The organism is Coleofasciculus chthonoplastes PCC 7420 (genome assembly GCF_000155555.1).
Taxonomy (GTDB): Bacteria; Cyanobacteriota; Cyanobacteriia; order Cyanobacteriales; family Coleofasciculaceae; genus Coleofasciculus; species Coleofasciculus chthonoplastes_A.
Genome location: NZ_DS989847.1, coordinates 1 through 19,538 on the forward strand (window position 1 = coordinate 1; position 19,538 = coordinate 19,538).

At 45.0% G+C, this 19,538-nt stretch carries 12 protein-coding genes and 2 pseudogenes; 6 read left to right on the plus strand and 8 right to left on the minus strand.

Annotated elements, in window-relative coordinates; genetic code table 11:
- Nucleotides 1-375 precede the first annotated feature (375 nt).
- Complete coding sequence (locus tag MC7420_RS10790; RefSeq protein WP_198016427.1) at nt 376-924, minus strand: ATP-binding protein; 549 nt, start codon at nt 922-924, stop codon at nt 376-378.
- Between the two features lie 534 nt (nt 925-1,458).
- Nucleotides 1,459-1,644, minus strand: a complete 186-nt coding sequence (locus tag MC7420_RS39495; protein ID WP_157453128.1) for a hypothetical protein — start codon at nt 1,642-1,644, stop codon at nt 1,459-1,461.
- Nucleotides 1,645-1,670: 26 nt separating this feature from the next.
- On the opposite strand from MC7420_RS39495, the gene MC7420_RS10795 reads away from it, so the two are divergent.
- Complete coding sequence (locus MC7420_RS10795; RefSeq protein WP_006100702.1) at nt 1,671-2,369, plus strand: Uma2 family endonuclease; 699 nt, start codon at nt 1,671-1,673, stop codon at nt 2,367-2,369.
- A 63-nt stretch (nt 2,370-2,432) separates the two neighbouring features.
- Here MC7420_RS10795 and MC7420_RS10800 read toward each other — a convergent pair whose 3' ends face one another.
- The gene (locus MC7420_RS10800) at nt 2,433-7,454 is read right to left on the minus strand and encodes a WD40 domain-containing protein (RefSeq protein ID WP_006100694.1); all 5,022 of its coding nucleotides are present in this window, start codon (nt 7,452-7,454) and stop codon (nt 2,433-2,435) included.
- Nucleotides 7,451-8,866 (minus strand): AAA family ATPase, encoded by a 1,416-nt coding sequence (locus tag MC7420_RS10805; protein WP_044206524.1) that lies wholly within the window; start codon nt 8,864-8,866, stop codon nt 7,451-7,453. Before MC7420_RS10805 ends, MC7420_RS10800 begins: the two co-directional genes overlap by 4 nt.
- Before the next feature lie 597 nt (nt 8,867-9,463).
- Here MC7420_RS10805 and MC7420_RS44300 point away from each other — a divergent pair.
- The 3 genes and pseudogenes from MC7420_RS44300 to nfi form a co-directional block, all read left to right on the plus strand.
- Nucleotides 9,464-9,928, plus strand: a pseudogene (locus tag MC7420_RS44300) (peptidoglycan-binding domain-containing protein); the annotation flags it as partial.
- A gap of 138 nt (nt 9,929-10,066) precedes the next feature.
- Nucleotides 10,067-11,518: pseudogene (locus tag MC7420_RS10810) on the plus strand (peptidoglycan-binding protein); the annotation flags it as partial.
- 216 nt (nt 11,519-11,734) lie between these two features.
- Nucleotides 11,735-12,403, plus strand: coding sequence for a deoxyribonuclease V (gene nfi, locus MC7420_RS10815; protein WP_044206527.1), 669 nt, complete (start codon nt 11,735-11,737; stop codon nt 12,401-12,403).
- A 51-nt stretch (nt 12,404-12,454) separates the two neighbouring features.
- Here nfi and MC7420_RS35085 read toward each other — a convergent pair whose 3' ends face one another.
- The 4 genes from MC7420_RS35085 to queA all read right to left on the minus strand — a co-directional run bounded on the left by MC7420_RS35085 (nt 12,455) and on the right by queA (nt 17,532).
- The gene (locus MC7420_RS35085) at nt 12,455-12,991 is read right to left on the minus strand and encodes a hypothetical protein (RefSeq protein ID WP_052307454.1); all 537 of its coding nucleotides are present in this window, start codon (nt 12,989-12,991) and stop codon (nt 12,455-12,457) included.
- Between the two features lie 27 nt (nt 12,992-13,018).
- Complete coding sequence (locus MC7420_RS10825) at nt 13,019-14,602, minus strand: cation:proton antiporter (RefSeq protein WP_006100677.1); 1,584 nt, start codon at nt 14,600-14,602, stop codon at nt 13,019-13,021.
- Nucleotides 14,603-14,994: 392 nt separating this feature from the next.
- Nucleotides 14,995-16,278: a tetratricopeptide repeat protein gene (locus MC7420_RS35090; protein WP_006100587.1), complete on the minus strand. Its 1,284-nt coding sequence runs from the start codon at nt 16,276-16,278 to the stop codon at nt 14,995-14,997.
- A gap of 108 nt (nt 16,279-16,386) precedes the next feature.
- On the minus strand, nt 16,387-17,532 hold the full coding sequence (queA, locus tag MC7420_RS10835; RefSeq protein WP_083798986.1) for a tRNA preQ1(34) S-adenosylmethionine ribosyltransferase-isomerase QueA: 1,146 nt from the start codon (nt 17,530-17,532) through the stop codon (nt 16,387-16,389).
- Nucleotides 17,533-17,798: 266 nt separating this feature from the next.
- Between queA and MC7420_RS10840 the strand changes: the two genes are divergently transcribed.
- A complete protein-coding gene (locus MC7420_RS10840; RefSeq protein WP_044206533.1) occupies nt 17,799-18,188 on the plus strand; it encodes a hypothetical protein in 390 nt (129 codons plus the stop codon).
- Nucleotides 18,189-18,896: 708 nt separating this feature from the next.
- Nucleotides 18,897-19,304, plus strand: coding sequence for a pentapeptide repeat-containing protein (locus MC7420_RS36140; protein ID WP_006100704.1), 408 nt, complete (start codon nt 18,897-18,899; stop codon nt 19,302-19,304).
- Nucleotides 19,305-19,538: the final 234 nt, after the last annotated feature.

Here is a 19,538-nt window from a genome sequence, read left to right on the forward strand (position 1 = left end):
CCCTCAACCTGTTCAATCGCACCCAGAAATGCACTGTCCCCACAAGAATTTTTGAATAGAAGGAGTAATTTTTTCAATCGTTGCATCTTTCTATAGGAGTCACCCTGCCACAACGATACTATCATTGATTGGATAGTACAAGCATGATTTTACTTATCTCCTCAGAAACTGGAGATGGGGACAGCAGTGATGGAGATGGGGGAAGTCCAGTTGCCAGATGAGGCTTAGAGGTTAAACTCACCCGGCGGGATTACATCGGCAATTCTTTAGCCTAACTCGGTTTATCAGTCGTTTGTTTAGTCTTGATGATTCCTAAGGAAACAATGTTTTAAAACCCAGAGACTGGGGAACTCTAAATGAGCAATCATTTTGTGGCTAAACTTCTTTCAACTTGGATTCTAAATCAAAAGGCTGTCCATAATCCCAAATTTTCATGTCTAAACGATGATTGTATACCGTGATTTCCAAGTCAACGGGAGTCGATTGAGATAAGCCTTTGTGGGCATGACGAACAACATTGGTAAACGCCTCAACTAGAGCGATTTGACCTAATTGCCAAACCTGTTGGGGAATGGGTAAATGCTGAAGCTGTCCATACCATTCTAAAATTTGCTCTACAGAATTTAGGTCGCTATTGACGGTAAGCCTCAGGTTTCGATAACGCGACTTCGTCCGGTTTCTGCGATAGGAATTGACCAACGTCAAAATCAGACGTTGGCAGAAACAAATTAACCGAGCAAATAAATTCTTTTGGTGGCATTTCGGTAGTCTTTTAACAGGTTCTTGGTCATAGGCTTTGCTGATGAACAAACAATTTTTATGGTCTCGGGTACGAATGTATCTGATCTCATCGGCTATCTGGGAAATAATTTTAATGCCCATTCCGCCTTCAGGGAGTTGCTCTAGGGTATTTGGCATTTGCATTTGCATAAGAAAAGTCCCCTCATGGAAAGAAACTAATTTTTAGTATCCACGATTTTAAGGTCGTGCATTGTGATAGGTAGATTGACCGTAACGTGATAATTTCTGTTGGTCTGGGTAACTGATTGCACTCCCTAAATGTAACTTGAATCACACTAATACGGTTAATGCAATCAAATTCGTTACTTTATCTCTATGAAAAATTTTCAGTCGCATCGATGACTGAAACGATTATCCAGACTAGGTTTTGGACTCAGGACTGGAGGGTAGAAGTAACAGACCCATTTAAATTTCCCTTGACCGCCTTGCCTGTTTGGTTTAGAGGTGTTTGCAGGCGGTCGGTATGATGCAGCAGTAACCTCTAGGGGAAAGGTCGCGTAATCACCTTTATACATTCTAAATGATCAATGCGATCGCGCCTAGTAATTTGTCTAAGTCTATTTCTGATGCAGGATTTCCAGGTGTTGAAGGCATCGTCATCCAGTTCCGTTTGCTGCCAAGAGGGTCGGGCAGTAATACTTTTGTACCAAGCGGCGATCACCCATCACCGTAGGTTGGGTTGACGTAGGAAACCCAACATCCACTATCCTGCAACATCAATACCCAATAAACGCGATCGCACAGGTTCGTCGTGGTGCTGTCTTCGCCATCAGCCATGCGATCGCGAACGTCGAGTTGTGGGAATATAGGAGAATAACAAATACGATCTAGGCATAGAAACATCAACCGACTAGCGAAAAAGGCAATCAATGGTTCAAACGAGCTTCCAGCAAGAGTCTTTACCTCCAGCACTTGAAAGTGGCGATCGCTTGAATCGTTATGAATTTGAGCGTCGTTATCACGCGATGCCTTCTCTCCAGAAAGCTGAACTAATTGAAGGAGTCGTTTACTTGCCTGCTGCACTGCGTTTTAGAAGTCATGGTCAACCTCACGCTAATTTAATTATTTGGCTGGGCAATTATCAAGTGGCGACACCTGGGATTGAGTTAGGGATTGAACCTACCGTTCGTTTAGACTTAGACAACGAACCCCAACCCGATGCTGTACTGTTAATTGATGAAAATGCAGGGGGACAGGCGAAACTCAGCGAAGATGATTATATTGAGGGTGCGCCGGAATTGGTAGCAGAGATTGCAGCGAGTAGTGTGGCGATTGACTTGTATGATAAGAAACGGGCGTATCGTCGCAATGGAGTGCAAGAGTATATTGTTTGGCAAGTGTGTGAACGGAGGCTTGATTGGTTTTACTTACAGCAGGGTGAGTATGTATCGTTGCCCGTGGATGAAGGGAATGTGATCCGGAGTCGAGTGTTTCCCGGATTGTGGTTAGCCGCAGGTGATTTATTAGCCGGAAATATGGCGAGGGTATTGTCGGTGTTGCAGGAAGGTTTAGCTTCGGAGGAACATTCAAGGCTTGTAGAACAATTGGCAGAGCAAGAGGGGCATTAGTTTACTCACGACAATGGTATTTGTAAATAGACAGTTAAAGCCGAGCCTATAGTCGAGAGCCACTCAATTTTTAGGCGAGAACTGAGTACCGATTCCCTCACACTGAGGGAGTTCAGGATTAGTTGCGCTGTCAGCATCGCTCGGTTTTGTATTCTGCTTCGTCTTGATATAGTCCTCCAGCCACTTGCAACCGTATGTCAGTAGTTCATCTAACTCATCTAATTTGTGGATTTCCTGTAAATCCCACAAAATTACAGTATTGCTTGCACTGGCTAACGCTAAAGTTTGACCGTCAGGAGAGAAACTCACGCCTCTAATGCCGTCGCGATGTCTGGGTAGAGTTCTCTGGAGACTCCCATCCCGGTTCCAGAGTTTCACGGTTTTATCATCACTGGCTGTGGCGATGGTTTTACCATCTGGTGAGAATGCCACACTCCGAACCTGATCCCGATGTCCTGCAAGCGTCGTAATGTATTTTCCTTGGATTGTCCAAAGTTTCGCTGTATTGTCCTCACTGGCTGTAGCGATGATTTGACCATCTGGCGAGAATGCCACACTCCGAACCCAACTTTTGTGTCCTTCGAGTGTCCCAATCAACCTGCCATCCGGCTTCCAGAGTTTTACAGTTGTGTCATCACTGGCTGAGGCAATAATTTTACCATCGGGACTAAACGTCACATCCCTTACCCAGTCGCGATGATCTGTTAGTGGAGTCTGTTGCCATTCACCGTCGAACCTCCAGAGTCTGACGATATTATCTCGACTGGCTGTAGCAATGGTCTCACCGTCAGGAGAAATACTGACATCAAATACCTGGTCAGGATGCTTTAGAATCCATAGCCGTCTACCGTTGCCTGTCCAAAGTTGGACGGTTGTATCATAACTTGCTGTGGCGATTAATTGACCATCTTGGGACAAACTAACATCCAAAACCTCTTTGTTGTGACCTTGGAGGGTTTTTAGCAGTCTATAGTCTGGTGTATGACTTCCATTGGTTGAAGAGTCCTTTTCCCACAGTTTTACGGTGCCATCTGCACTGGCTGAGGCAATCCTCTCACCGTTAAAACTAAAACTTACATCCCAGACTATATCCTCATGTCCGTTGAGGTTTTTTTTGAAGCTTCTTTTACCCAGTTGCCAGACTTTTAATGAGTGATCAGCGCTGGCTGAGACTAGGCGATTTTCAGATAAAAAATTCACATCATAAACACCATTACTATGTCCTGTTAGAGTTGTTTGCAACTGCCCATTCTCAACGTTCCAAACCTTGACCGTGTTATCCTGACTCGCTGTGGCAATGACCTTGCCATTGGGACTAAAACTCATGCTTAACACTGAATCTTTATGCCCATTAATAGTTTTTATAGAGCCATCATCTAGCGACCAAAGTTTAACCGTCTTATCCCGACTGGCTGTGGCAATCGTCTCACCGTCAGGACTGAAACTAACAGCCCAGACTATATCTGAATGCTCTTGAAGTGTCTTATCGGGAAGGATTTCAAACGTACCCTCATCATTACGTTGCCAGAGTTTCACTGTGTTATCCCGACTGGCTGTGGCAATCATCTTACCATCGGGTGAGAAAGCTACACTATTAACGCTTTTATCATGTCCTGTAAGTGTCTTGAGCAGGTCACCCTCTAAATCCCACAATTTTACAGTCTTATCTCGACTAGCCGTGGCAATTATTTTGCCATCCGGTGAAAAACTAACATCATAGACACCTTCGTTGTGTCCCTCGATAGTTTGGTAAGAGAAGTCTTCAAAACCACCTTGACCATTAGCTTTCCAGAGTTTAACTTTCTTGTCAAAGCTGGCTGTCGCCATTATCTGACCGTTTGGTGAAAAATTAACGCTCAATACTCTATCCTCATGGGCTTTAATTTCCTGAATTAATTCGCCATCTGGTTTCCAGAGTCTTACAGTTCCGTCATAACTAGCTGAGGCAATGGTTGTGGGTTTACTATCCTCATTCTTTAAGACACTTACATCCCATACAAGACTTTTATGCCCTTCTAAGCGATTGCTTTCTTTTATCCAGTAAATTGACTGTTTTAGGGCTGCTACAACTTGCTCACGAATCTTATTGTTTGAGTGCAATGTTCTTTTTTGCTTCAATTGGATTCCCGCATTAATCACTTCGATCAAAGACTCAAATTTTTTACCTGATGCAGACAAGGCTTCTGATGTCTTAATTCTGGCTAACATTTGGTTTTTTTCTGCTTCTTGCCTCTGGGATTCTGCTTTTTGTCTTTGGGATTCTGCTTCTTGTCTTTGGTGTTGTGATAAAACCGTCGATATAACTAAAATAAAACATACAGCAACCGCCGCAAAATTTTTCTGTTTTTGGACGTAAATCAATTGTTTTTGGCTGAATTGACTTTTGATTTCGTCTAATAAGTTTCTCTCTCTGGGGTTGCGAATAAAATAGGTTAAATAATCATGAACAATTTGATAGCGTATTCCATAGCTGTCAGTAATCTTAAAAACTAAACCAGATTTAACTAGAATGTCTAAAACCAAACTTAATTGTTGAGAAGTTCCTGCCTTTAATTGGTCAGGTTTGATCGCCAGATCCGCTGCCAAGGCTTTGAGCTGTGCCTCCAAATCGGCACGACTTTTGATAGGACGAGGTTTTTTCCCATGGGTGAGTAAATATAAGACCAATTCAGCCGTGCGTTGGTTTTCAGCACCACAATCTTTAATCACTTCTCCTAAATAGCGCTGCACCAGTTTATCCTTCGGACCCCGTTCTCGATACTCAACCAGGGTGGTAATTCCTTCCGTTTGCAGTTGGGCGCAAACCACTTGCAGCTCAATTGGACGCACTTCTTTAGAGCGGCTAGCTAAATCCTTCACAACTTCATTAATCAAAGCGGGTTCTAAGGGAAACTGAGAGCCGTCCGTTAAACGTTGAATAAGATTCTTGGCATCTTTCCGGGAAAAATTACCTAAAGGGTAGAGAATATTTTTACTGAGAATATCATTCTGGATAGCGTCTAGATGGGGTAAATGATTGCCAATGAGTAAATCATGGAGATAATCCTTCCGCATAGAAAGGACAACCTTGACACCAGGGATATTTAGACATTTACCGAAAAACTCAAAAATTTGTTCTTTTTGCTCAGATTCGCTGCAAATAAAGAAAAATTCCTCGAACTGGTCAAAAATTAGAACAGTTAGCAGGTTGTGATGTTCATTTTGAGTTAGTTGTTCGATTAGAGTAGCGGCTGAATCCGGTATAGCGGATAAAGTAATTCCTCGTTTCTCCAGCGCTTTAAACAGTGACTTGCCCAAATCATTCACCCAATCCGTGTAAACCCGCAGTGGAACGGCTAAAATATCGCGAGTATCTGTACCAATATTCTGATACCTCAGAGTTGGGAGTAAACCGGCATTGACTAAGGAACTTTTACCAACGCCTGATTGACCATAAATCACCGTTAGCTTATGCTGAGTGCTGCCAATTCTGGCAATTAAACCTTTGATATCATTTTCTCGACCGGAAGCCAAAATTTCTCTAGCCACAGTCTCCCGATGCTCGGACTGGGTTAAGGAAAAAGTTGCCTGTCGTCGGGATTGCAAACGCCCCGCACCAATAAAAGCTCGGAAATTAAACTGCTGTTCGATGGAGCGCCGACATTGTTTAACGTCAAAGGCTTCGAGATAGCGGTGTTGTTGGTAGTATAGGTTTTGTAACTCATTCAAAATCCGAATATAAAGCAGCGGATTATGCTCAGGTTCAGCCTTTTTCGCGGTTTCTAGAGTTTTAATCGCCTCCTGAACCTGTCCCAACTGTTTCTGCGATCGCGCTAATAATAACAGATACCAACTGTGATGCTGTTTCTCTGTCGTCGCGTCTGAGAGTTGCAACGCTTTTTTGACAAACGCCTTTGCCTTATTCCCCTGGTTCTGGTACAAAGCGACTTCGGCGAAAAAGCCATAATTTTGAGCCAGTGACCCCGGATTGCCATGGTTTTTATGTAATCGCTGGGCTTTTTGAGCGAGTTTATACAACTCATCCCAATTTTCTAAGCGTCGCCATACCTCACCCAGTTGACCAATAAACTTCGCCACTAAATCAAGACGCCCCACCTGCTCAAAACCATCAATGCATTGCTGAAAATAAAACAAGGCTTTGTGCCAATGATGACAACTTTCGGCTTTATCTAACTCGGCTTTGCGGCAATAACATAACCCGATGTGAAATAGTAGCGATCCCTCTTTTTCTCTCAATGTTGGCTCTGGGGATGGCGATTCCCCGGCGACAGAGGTTTCAGACTTGATGTAATACACCAAAAGCAGAGTCCAAAAAAGCTTTTTTGTGGCAACTAAACTACACCGGAGGAGAAAATGCTTGACCTGCTGCCAAAAGGCAAGACTGTGCTGATAGTGTGCTAATGCCAGATCAATTTTATCCTGATCATAAGCCTCTCGACCCCAAACAAAGTCCAGACTCGCTTGTAATGTTTCTGGTATATCTCTCCCTTGGTTTTTTAACTCCTGCAAAGCTGCTTGAATTTCCCCACTCACATTCCTACCTAAGATGGCATCATTGGCTAAAAATGGACTAATGCCCAAGTCGAAAACTTTTGTAAATAAAGTATTAGTGTTCTGGTGTAGCTCATGGATCAGGGTTTCCGGTGGGTAAGTCAACACCGTGCGCTTTGCCCAACTCTCAATATCTGGAACCAACCGAATCAGCTTTCGCACGATTTCATCGTTAACCCAAATCACCAAAGGAAAGGGACAGTTTTTGCGAAACTCTTCCCGCACTTGGTTCATTGAAGTGAGCAGGTAATCGAGGTTGTTAACGGATTCCAATCCTAATACCATCAACGCCGATGGTATTTGTGTCGCTACCTCCTGTTGAATCGTGGAGTAAAGTAGCTGGTTAGACGGATGCAGGACAAGTTCTCGGATCGGTACAGCGCAGATTTCGTGGAGCTGTTGCACCGATCGCGATCGCAGACTAAGGTAGTTACAGTGAGCCAAAATCAGGGAAAACTGCCCCTCGGACATTTCGATCGCCCAAGCAAGTTCTTGTAATGATTTTTGGTTATTGCTTTGCCAAGATTGGCTCATGATTGGAATTCCTCCGCTTCTGCCAAAACTGGATTGATCACAAACCAAGAGCCTTGGCGATCCTGATACTCATAGACGAACATACTGCGAATCAGCTTTTCGTATCCATCATCGCCAGTAACTCTTTTCTCCTTAGCTACTCGATGCAATAACGCCCATTCATGGTCATCAACAGCTAGCTTCAGCGCATTTTTATAGTCTAGAATTACCTTATCCAAGCTGTCCCAGGAGATCGGTAATCCCATTTCGGTCTGGATGGCATTATTGAGCAATCGTAGCAAATTGCGGACATGACCGCCACTGATCCGACAGAGGCGATCTAAGGTGTCAGGTGTATCAAAAATCTCTGTAATTTTATGGAGACGTTGCTGTGCTTTTAAATCCGGAAACGCTCTGGCTAAAACCATCTGTCGTAGTAGCGCCATTCCTTGTTCACTTTCACGACCATCGCGCAACTGAACTAATACCATCGGTAATACAGTCGGATTCTTAAACCGCTGAGTCAACGGACCCAACTCATTAGAGAACCTCAACGCCAAGGGCATGGTATAAATTAGATGACAGTTTAAACTGCGTAACTGCTCACCACGGTCTACGAATAAGTATTCTTGCTGATTACGTCCCCAGGGTTTAACAGAACTGTCAATTCTGTCAAGGTTATCAACGATGACTACTAGCCCTTTTTTACCGTAGTCTTTGAGTGTCTGGATTCCGGGTTCAATTAGTTCCGAGTTAATTGCGTCTAATATTCCATTTGTGCGCGGTTCCAAATATCCTCTTAATTTATTCCGAAACTCTGGACTGGCTTTTGCTTTCGCGGTAATCTTACCAATTAAAGGAGCAACAAATGATAATCCTTCCTCCTGATTCACCTTTACTTTACCAACTCCCGGAATGCCGACATCAACTGAAAAATCTCCTTCTGTACTAGCGGCTACATCACCCAACCCCGGAACCGAAGCCTCAGCCGTCAGTTCAATTTCGGTTTGCAACAGTTTAGCCACTTGTTTAAGAATAGTTTGAGTATTCTGGGAACAGTCCCGTTCAATTGTATCCAAGCTTTGACTCACCCGCGCCGCGATTGCTAGTAAAATATCACTGACATCTACGTCTGCCATTTCCAAATTTTTAGAGGATTCAAAATAAACAATATGAAATCCTGCTCGCTCTAACTGAGCTTTGAGTTGCAACAATTCGGTAGACTTACCACAGCCAACGTGTCCGGTAAACAGTTGGCAAGTCGGTATATCCGGTGACCAAAATGCAATTTGATTGCTTAATTGCTTGATCGCATGTCCCCCTCGCACTGGCGAGAAATCAATATAATAGTTTTGATCCTTGGCAGCATTATCCACGAATAAGGTTTTATCGGGATTGGTGGCTTGGAAAAATTCTCGTAAATCTAATGTCATACAATACCCATTCTACTCGTGACTGGGTTAGCTATCTTCAAACAGAAGCCGCTAACGTACTGTCAATGATAGATGCCGTAAATGCAACGTTAAAGAATGCTCTAAGATGGTTGTACTTTCTGATTCTATTTCAATCAGGAAAATTTGACTTTGGTGTGATCAATATCTCTACAATTCTTCACAATGAATGAGCAGTCTTTGGTTTTTCGTTAACTATCTTAGGAAAATTCCCACTGAAAAAATGCTCGGTTGACTCACAGTCTTGAGAATGTTTACCGATTTAAAATTTTGTAACAATCAATCGGTTGCTAGAAATAACCAACTCTATTAAGTTCTGTAAATATTTCTCAATTCCTTGCAAATGACCTAACTAACGCTCTAGGGGGTAGCCCTTATCAAAGTTCCTGGTATAGGATAACGGAGAATGCGCTAAGACAATAGAGAACAATGGAAAACCCTGCCTCCCTTCATGTGGCGGTCACTGATGAAGCATTGGCAACCTCCGACCCCAAACCCCCCGCTAGTTCCAGCATATTTATACCAATCGACCGGAAAAAGCCCCTGAGTGCGGCTTGGATTCCCTTTATCTTCTTAAGCATGGCGCTGTTCATTGTTAGCCTAGCCAGTCCCGTTTTAGCGTTGCGGAAAGGAAATAGTGGGGCTGAGGTGACCAATCTTCAGAAAACGCTGCAAGCTGAGGGGTACTTTAATGGACCGATTACCGGGTACTATGGACCTTTAACCGAAGCAGCTGTTATCCAGTTTCAACAAGCCAACGGACTTAGCCCGGATGGTATCGTTGGGACGAATACCACCGCCACATTAGAGTCTGACTCCGCCGCAGCAACGGATGCGAGTCTTGATACACCTCTAGAGTTTGAGTCACCCATACCAGAACCGGAGAAACCCGCCGTATCTGCCCGACCCAATTTTATTCTCCAACGAGGCGATCGCAATTCTCAAGTCACCTCTCTCCAGCGAAATTTACAAGTGGCTGGCTATTTTAATGGACCGATTACCGGGTACTATGGTTCAACGACCCAAGACGCCGTGATTCAACTGCAACAAGCCAAGGGATTAACCGTAGATGGGATGGCTGGACCTAAAACCCGTGCGGCATTAGAATCGACTCCAGTGTCATCCGCCTCACAAACTGCCCCCTCAACGGAAGCGACAGAGGATAGAATGGGATTCGCCAATCCCGGTTTAGTTCTCAAGCGAGGGAGTCGCAATTCAGATGTGACGGCGCTACAGAGAACATTACAAGCACAGGGGTATTATGACGGACCAATCACGGGATATTATGGCAACCTAACCGAAAATGCCGTAATTCAATATCAAAAAGCGAAGGGATTAACCGTAGATGGGATGGTGGGGGCTAATACCAAAGCGGCATTAGAATTGCCCTCTGCTACGACAACAGAATCCTCGATTGAGTCTTCGACTTCGGAGTTAAATCAATCTACATCAGAGGAAAGCGGTGACGAGAGTACCTTTACTCAGGACTCATTCATCAAACCGGAGGAAAATTACGACCCGATTCCTTTGAATCAAGATTCGTTCTCTACACCGACAGAAAATTCTGACAATAGTCCCTTTAATCAAGACAGTTTTATTAACGAAGACAGCGAAAAAAAAAAGAACGATGAGCAACGTCAGTCCAGCCAGATGACGCTAAAACAAACCATTTCTGGCAAAATTTCCCCCAAATCTATTGTGCATTCAGGTCGGGGTTTATTTTTTGCCCAGAATATGATGTACAGTCATACGATTACGGTGTATAACCGCCAGTATGATTTGGTTAAAACGATTGCCGATGCGGTGAATTTGGAGAAATACGGACATTCTAAGGGGAACGGAACCTATAAAGGATCTCCCGTCGAAGCTGCTTTTTCCGATAATGGAAAATATGCCTGGGTGTCCAATTACCAGATGTATGGTTCAGGATTTAATAATCCAGGGAGTGACAAATGTAGCCCCGCGCAAAAAACAGACAATAGTTTTTTGTATCGCATCAGTACCGATAGTTTAGCGATTGACCAAGTGATTGAAGTCGGGTCTGTGCCTAAATTTGTCGCCACTAGCCCGGATAATCGGTTTGCCCTAGTCAGTAATTGGTGTAGTTGGGATTTAAGCGTTGTCGATATTCAGCAAAATCAGGAAGTACGGCGGATTAAATTGGGTCGATATCCCCGTGGGATTGCGGTTGATGCGGCGTCCCAAAAAGCGTATGTGGCGGTGATGGGGTCTTATGATATTGCGGTTGTCGATTTAAATGATTTCTCCCTCGACTGGATCAAAAATATTGGGAATTCACCGCGTCATTTAAGTATTGATCCAGGTGGTCAGTATCTCTACGCCACGTTAAATGGGGAAGGAACGGTGGCTAAAATTGATTTATTTACAGGTAAGGTTTTACGCAAAGTTGTCACTGGAAATGCCCCCCGCAGCATGGATATATCCGATGATGGTGAATTTCTGTATGTGGTGAATTATCACTCAAATACCATGAGTAAAGTGCGTACCCGTGATATGTCAATTCAGCAAACGGTGAATACCAATGCCAATCCGATTGGAGTTACGTATGATCCAGAAACGAATCAGGTTTGGGTGGCGTGTTATTCGGGGACAATTATGGTGTTTCAAGACTAAAGAGGTTAGATAGTGTAAGTGAATCTGGGGGAACAATGTAGAGACATACCAGGGTGTCTCTGGAAGCTGGGGGAGATGAGGGCGGGTTTTGAACAAACGTTATCAATAGCGAAAAGAAAGTCCCTAAACCCGCCCCTACAGATTCACGCGCCATGTCCTCGATAATCGCGAAGGGTCAAAACTCTACCTTCCCCTAACCAGTGAGTAATTATCAACATGGAAATTTATCCACGCCACTCGTGGACTTTGACGGTTGAGGAAGCGACGGCGATTCAAAACCAACTCAGTCGTGAAATTATTACCTCGGATCAATTGGGTGAGGTAAAGTATGTTGCGGGTGTGGATGTTGGTTTTGAAGACAATTATGCGATTTCCCGCGCCGCCGTTGCGGTACTGAGTTTTCCGGAATTGCAACTGATCGAACAGGCGATCGCACGTCGCCCAACCAACTTTCCTTATATCCCAGGGTTTCTCTCGTTTCGGGAAGTTCCTGTGGTAATGGATGCCTTATCTCAGATTAAGATAACTCCAGATCTAATTTTGTGTGATGGTCAGGGAATTGCCCATCCCCGACGATTTGGTTTGGCTTGTCATTTAGGGTTATTGATTACAGTACCTACGATTGGGGTAGCGAAGTCGCGATTAATTGGTCAGCATGAGGAACTACCCCCAGAGAAAGGGAATTGGCAACCCTTGCGACATCGGGGAGAGGTGATTGGCGCTGTCGTGCGATCGCGGACTGGGGTGAAACCTCTTTATGTGTCTCCGGGTCATCGGATCAGCTTACCTACGGCAATCGATTATGTCCTGCGCTGCACTCCAAAATATCGATTACCGGAAACAACCCGTTGGGCTGATAAACTAGCATCAAACCGGATTGGTTGATTCTATCAAATCCTTTAGCAGCTATTCGATTGCTGGGAAATCACCGTGATTTCAGTCCGGTGAGGATGTCAATTCTTCAAGAACATCGAGGCGTAGGCGCACCTGTTTCTCATAAGGATTCTCTGCCCAAATTTTTTGAATCGGTGTAGCGGGATCGACGTTAATTTCTTGTGGTTTTCCTGGGGTACAATTATAGGTTTTCATACAATCACCACAGCGAATCGGCTTTTCTCCTCGCTGAACATAAATAATCAATCGCGTTGCGGGTGAATCAAGCTGAATCGATTGTCGTGATCCCCCTGCTAACACGTTTAGGAAGTACGACTTTAACGGCGACTGGATTGGTTGTTGAGTTTCAACGCTACTCTGATCAAGTGCTGGCAAATTTTCCGCTTGAGCCGGAAGGACGCAACAAATCAGGACTAAGAGCGTTATAATAAAAAGTCTACGTTTCATGATTTCAGTATGTAGAACTTCGGTCAAGAAACCGGGTTTCTTTGGTGAAATGTCGATATTTGTTGTTTCCTTACGAGAAACCCGGTTTCTGGGAATACTCGATCCCCCCTCAAAACTCAGCAGACACGCCATGGCGCGTCTCTACACTATTATTTGGTATCAGTCACTCTCAATCAGCTTTTCATCAGCTTCAATTAAGGCTTCCTGGAGTAAGGGGGAGAGGTTCTCAGTTAAACGTCCTGCGCGGATAAATTCAGCGTAGGTATCCGCCTCGATATCAACCATTCGTTCTTGCAGTTGTTCCATATCTAGGTTTTGTAACTGAGGATGGTGATGGAGTAATTGGTCAAGCTCGGTGTGAATACTTTCGAGTTGACCATCAACAAGTTTTATCTGGTACTGACAAAATTCTGAATTCATTTCGTTGTTAGTCGTTGCTGACTCTAAATAGTCTTTGACTCGATTGAGTGCCACACGACGGGCAGTTGCCTCAGAATATTTTTGACGTACAGGTTGATCACCAATTAAATCCAGTTTTTCCAGGAGGAATTGGGTAGTTAATCCCTCAACTAAAAGTGTAAACAGTACCACGCCAAAAACCGTAACAATAATATCTTGTCGTCCCTCCAAAGTCACCGGAACACTTAAAGCCAGGGCAATAGAAACCGAACCCCGTAATCCCCCCCACCACAACACCGTTTGCTGTCGCCAACCTATATCAGACTTGACAAGTCCATTGCTAATCGTGGCTAAGCCGTAAATTGAGATAGCACGGGTGAAGAGAACGGCACCAATGGCAACGCCAATTAAGCCGAGGTTTTGTCCCAAGCGGGGGAAATCAATTTGGTCTCCGATGAGGAGAAAGACAATTGAGTTGACAAAAAATGCCAGAAAATCCCAGAATTCGGAGACAATTAAGCGGGTGCGGGGGTTCATGCCAATCCGGGAACCAAAGTTGCCCAGCACTAACCCCACAGTAACCACGCCAATTACGCCAGAACCGCCAAGTTCTTCGGTAATCAGGTAAGTGCCATAAGCAGAAACTAACGTCAGAGATTGTTCGACGAAGGGTAAATCAAAGCGTTGGGTGAGAAAGGAAATGCCAAACCCGATTAAGCAACCGACACCAATACCAATTCCGACAAAGGTAAAAAATTGGGCAACTGTGGTGGATAGGGAAAATTCCTGCGTACCGAGGGGGATACCGACTAATAAGAGAAAGGCGACGACGGCGACACCATCATTAAATAAGCTTTCCCCCTCCATCAAGGTTTTCAGGCGTTTATCCGCCCCCAATTCCCGGAATAGGGCGATAACGGATACGGGGTCAGTTGCCGCTAGACTCGCGCCGACTAATAAGGCGATCGCCAGGGGTAATTCGGTAAATTGGGTAATGGTAAAGGCAATTCCCAGCACCGAAATTATCACCCCCACCACCGCAAACAGAATCACCGGGATTAAATCTCGCCGCAAATCCCGCCAACGGATATTCCAGGCGGCTTCAAACAGCAGGGGAGGGAGGAAAATCTCTAGAATCAGTTCTGGGGATAGGTTCACTAGGCGCACATCGACAAAGGCTAAACCCAAGCCGACAATAACCAGAAGTAAGGTATAGGGGATTTTGCGGAACAACGGAAAAATCCGGGAAACGGTGGCGACGCTGAGAGACACCGACAGCACCAAGAGAAATTGTTCCAGATTCTGCTCAATGGCAGCTTCGCTGATAGCGGATTCTACGGACATGAATAGAACTCCAAGGATACTGGCAATTTTGATATAACAGTACAACCTAGCGCAAGCAACACTATCTAGCGTAGGACTCTTTCCTTTCACCTATGCAATTGTAAGCAAAATTGAGGGAAAGTCACCCAGCCGACCATTAGCCTGATTGCTCTATTCCAACCACAGCAGAAGCATTATGTCAAGATAAAGATAGAGGCGATCGCTCCCCAAGTCAACTGAATTGTAATTCAAATGTAGTGGACTGACACAGCTAAAATTGTTGAATAGATTTGACGTTTAACCCTTCGACTTCGCTCAGGGTTAAACCGGGCGCACGTCTGTGCGCCCCTACAGCTGCATTAAACTGCATTGGCTTGGAGGACAAGTGTAACCTTCTGCCTCCTTCCTATCTTCTAAGGTTCTTCCGTTATTGCAGGCATTGGTTGGAAAGAATTGGGTGATGGATTTGATGAAATATTCAGTTGATTCAGATATTGATCAACCGCATCAATTTTCTCCAAATTTCCTTCTTCAATAAACAAATTTCTCGCTTCTAAAAGGAAAGAAACCGCCTCTTGTCCCCGTCCAACTTGTTGGAGGGCAATTCCCAGATTGTAAAACGCGAGTGATAGTTTGGGATTGAGCAGAATGGCTTGTTGATATTCGGAAATCGCGTCCTCATACTGCTGATTGCGATGCAGCGCTACGGCTAAATTGTAGTGCGCCAGCGAATCGTAAGGATCGAGTGATATAGCGCGTTCCAGTGCCGCGATCGCTTGCTCATATTCGCCATTTTGAATCAGTGCGGCTCCCAATTGGCGATAAGCATCCACATTGTCAGGATCTATCTGCGTCACCCAATTAAATCTGCGAATGGCTTCTTCTGCATCCCCTTGTTGCAGAAAAATTAGCCCCAGTCGATAGTGAGCGGGTGCAAATCGGGAATTGATTTGGGTTGCTCTGAGAAAGGAATTTTTGGCTTCAGTAATCTGGTTTTGTTGAGCCAGCAGCAATCCTAGTTGATAATGGGCTTGTACGAATTGTGAATCATTGCGAAGGGCTTGCCGTAGTGCCGCGATCGCAGAATCGACTTGGTTTTGTTTGGCGAGGAGTAAAGCCAAATTGTACTTAGCAACTGCCGAGTTGGGATTGAGGCGAACGGCTTGTGTGTATTCACTCAGCGCTGCTTCAGTGTCACCGACTGCTTCTAATGCCAAGCCTAGATTATAACGAGCGGCTGCTAAATTGGGATCAATCGCGATCGCCTGTTGATAGGCGCTAATTGCTTCCTCGATATTGCCTTGCTGGTATAACATCAAGCCCAGATTGTAATGCGCCTCTGCCATATTCGGATCGAGACCAATCGCCATCTGGTATTGTTCAGCGGCTGCGGCAATCTGACCTTGCTGAAACAGGGCATTCCCCAGTAAATACCGTGCCATGGGGATAAACGGATCTTCCTGTAGAGCTTTGCGAAAGGCTAACTCGGCGGCTTTGAAGTCGCTGCGATTATAGCGCATGACTCCTTGTTGAAAAAATGTCGCCGCTTCTAGGTCATTCGTGTATAGTCCCTCAACTAACTGCTTACTATGCTGGCGCTTGGGTAGACTATTGGACAAGGCGGGACTAACCGACAGGAAACTGAGTGCGATCGCGGCGGTGACAAGTCCAAAGCGGAGGTGGTAGTGTTTAGACATGGTAGAAGACGATTGGGAAATTAAATAAGGAATGTGGGCGGGGGAAAGGGTTTATAGCGTCCTATATTACTTAATAGTGCCAATTTCACTCCCCAATTGGTTCGTCCTTTAATGGTTAACCGCTTCTGGCAAAATCAGCATGGCATCACCAAAGGAGTAAAATCGATAATTATACGCGATCGCTTCAGCATACAACTTCAACAGTCGTTCTCTGCCAATCAATGCACTCACTAGCATCAACAACGTGGAACGGGGTAAGTGAAAGTTGGTAATCAATCCATCAACTACCTGCCACTGATAGCCGGGATAGATAAATAATTCGGTTTTACCACAATAGGGCTGGAATTCCCCGTTCGCCGCCGCCCCTTCCAACGCCCTCACCACAGTTGTGCCAACGGCAATCACCCGCCCCCCGGCGGCTTTGGTTTGCTGAATTTGTGCCACCGTTGCGGCGGATATCTCTAACCACTCCCCATGCATTTGATGATTCGTTACATCTTCTACCTCCACTGGGCGAAACGTGCCAACACCAACATGCAAGGTAATCGACGCCTGCTCAATTCCGCTTATGTGACACTGTTCCAAAAGTTCAGGGGTGAAATGTAATCCGGCTGTCGGTGCGGCTACTGCACCAGGGATTTGGGCGTATACGGTTTGATACTGATCGGGTGTGGCTTGAGAGTGGGTGATGTAAGGCGGAAAAGGCACTTGACCATAGTTAGGTAACAGGGTGACTAGGGACTGCCCCTTGGGTAGGTCAAACTGCAATAGACGCCCACTGGTTGCATCATCTCTGGCGATAATTGTTGCCTTCAGGGGAGATCTATTTTTTAGATTGTCCTGTCTTAGTGTTTCTGTATCGTCTGAAGATAGAGGAGTCTTCCCATAACTTGCCGGAACAATAGGTTGATCCGGTTCAAAGACTATTGTTGAACCCACTTTTAGCCGTCGTCCCGGTTTCACCAATGCCAACCAACAGTTCTGTTCCCGTTCCTCCAGCAATAACACTTCCACAGGCGTACCTGTTACCTTGCGACCATAAAGTCGAGCTGGGATTACCCGGGTATTATTCAAAACCAACAGGTCGCCGGAACGCAATAACTGAGGTAAATCTCGGAAAATGCGGTGTTGGTGCTGAGTTGGAGACTCAACCACGAGCAAACGAGAACTATCTCTAGGGGAAATGGGTGTTTGAGCAATCCGACCCTCTGGCAGATCATAGTTATAGCTGGAAAGCAATAGGTCATTTGTCATGGATGGTTCGATCAAGTACAGCTTATGAGCAATTTTTGACAAATTGGGTAGGGAGGGAACGGATCAGGGTTTTAGCTCTACTCTATACCGCGACTTGCCTTGTGCCATCGGGTACTAATCCCCAAAGACACAGGGTCAAGACCTAAAACAACGGAATTGGGTATGATCCCCCAGTTAAGAGCGGGGGCTTTTCCCCTACCAATTCCTGATCCCCGTTGTCAGAATGAAGGTATAGCACTTCCTTGGACTCCACCCCTAGCTGCCCTATGGATTACCTTTATTTTTTAGCCAATGCGAGTTTAACGTTACGAGTGGTTGAGTACCTCCACTCCATGATCCAGCTTCCCGTTCAATATACAACAGTGATTCATCAAATTGATGGCTGGGTCATTAAAGTTAAAATGAATCATCCCCTCACGCCTCAGCAACATGGAGATTTCCAAGCCTTCATGCGCGAATTGGGAATTCCTTTCCAACCCGACATGCGCTTGCAAATGGCGTTTTGGAGCCTCGATACCGGACAATCTCCCATCGATGTCATGCGTCGCTACCAAGTCGCTGTGGTATCTCATGGTCACCCTGACAAGACTGATATTGAAGCGTTTCGCCAACAGTTTACCATGGGACTAGGATACTGCCCAGAAACTTTAGCCTAAGGAGTTTCCAAGTTATCAGCCTTCACTATCAAGGCAAGCCCAAATCATCATGCCTTTGTTGGGGCAAGTTTAGCCATTTCAGGAGAGTCTGATCCAGTCAGGCGCATCTTATATCTTAACTATCACGAATAAAGCCGGAAGCCTACGCTCCCCTAGTGGTTGAGCGTAGGTTGTTTATGGCGAATAGGTGGAGAAATTTAAAGTTAACGAGGAGGATCGTCATTTGTCATTTGTTGATTGTTCATGGTTCATTGTTGATGGGGAATCTTCTCCCTCATCTTCCCCATCTTCCCCATCTTCGCCTCCGCTCCCCAGCTCCTCTGCTCCCCGTTGTGACGTTTGTCACTCATTAGGGAGCGGCGTAAAAATAAAGTACCAGTGAGGAAAGCTGAAATTCATGAACTCAGCCAAGTCTCCTTGGTACATTATTAAGTCGCAAGTCCCTTAGCATTGCCTTACGTCAGGTGTCTTCGATTTTCCGGTCACGCTTAACACCGATTTCAGTATAGCCTGAACTGCGATCACGTTCACCCTTGATTAAGATTTAGTTCAATTACTTTTTCCCCGAAATGACCGAAAATTGCAACGTTAATTTATCGGGGATATAACAGTATGCAGCTTGCTTATTTATGTATGGGTAAAGAACCCATAGATCCTTGTGTCCATCATATCCATAGCCATCGATTGAGCCCATATAGATCGATAAAAATGACAGCCGAGGAACTGCTACAGCGATATGCAGCCGGACAACGGGATTTTCAATGTGTCAATTTGAGTAACGAAGTTCTCAGTTGGGCAGATTTGACGGGAGCGAATTTCAGTGGAGCAAATTTGAGTGGGGTAATTCTGAATTGGGCTAACCTCAGTCAAGTTAAGTTGAGATGTGCAAACTTGAGCAACTCTGATTTAAATTGGGCGAACCTGGAACGGGCAGATTTACAGGGAGCAAATTTGAGTGGTGCAGAGGTGAGTGCCGCTAATCTGAAGGAAGCCGATTGGAGTGGAGCAATTATGCCTGATGGTACAATCTTGTCTGAACATAATGATAGTCAAGATTGCCGATTTCTATCCTGGTTGGTTAGATTCTTTAGGCAAGAAAACAAGTACGATTTCTGATTAGATTTTGTTCTACTGGACTGACACAGCTAAAATGGTGGGATAGGTTGTAGGTTGGGTTGACGACAGGAAACCCAACGGAATTTAGGGCTAAGGTTCTCTACTAGAAGCCGAATCTAATCCACCAAATAAAATGTGCCACGCCACTGCTGGATTGACACAGCTAAAATTGTGGATTAGATTTGACCATTGAATCGGGCGCAAGTCTTTGCGCCCCTACGGTTTCAGGTCTCC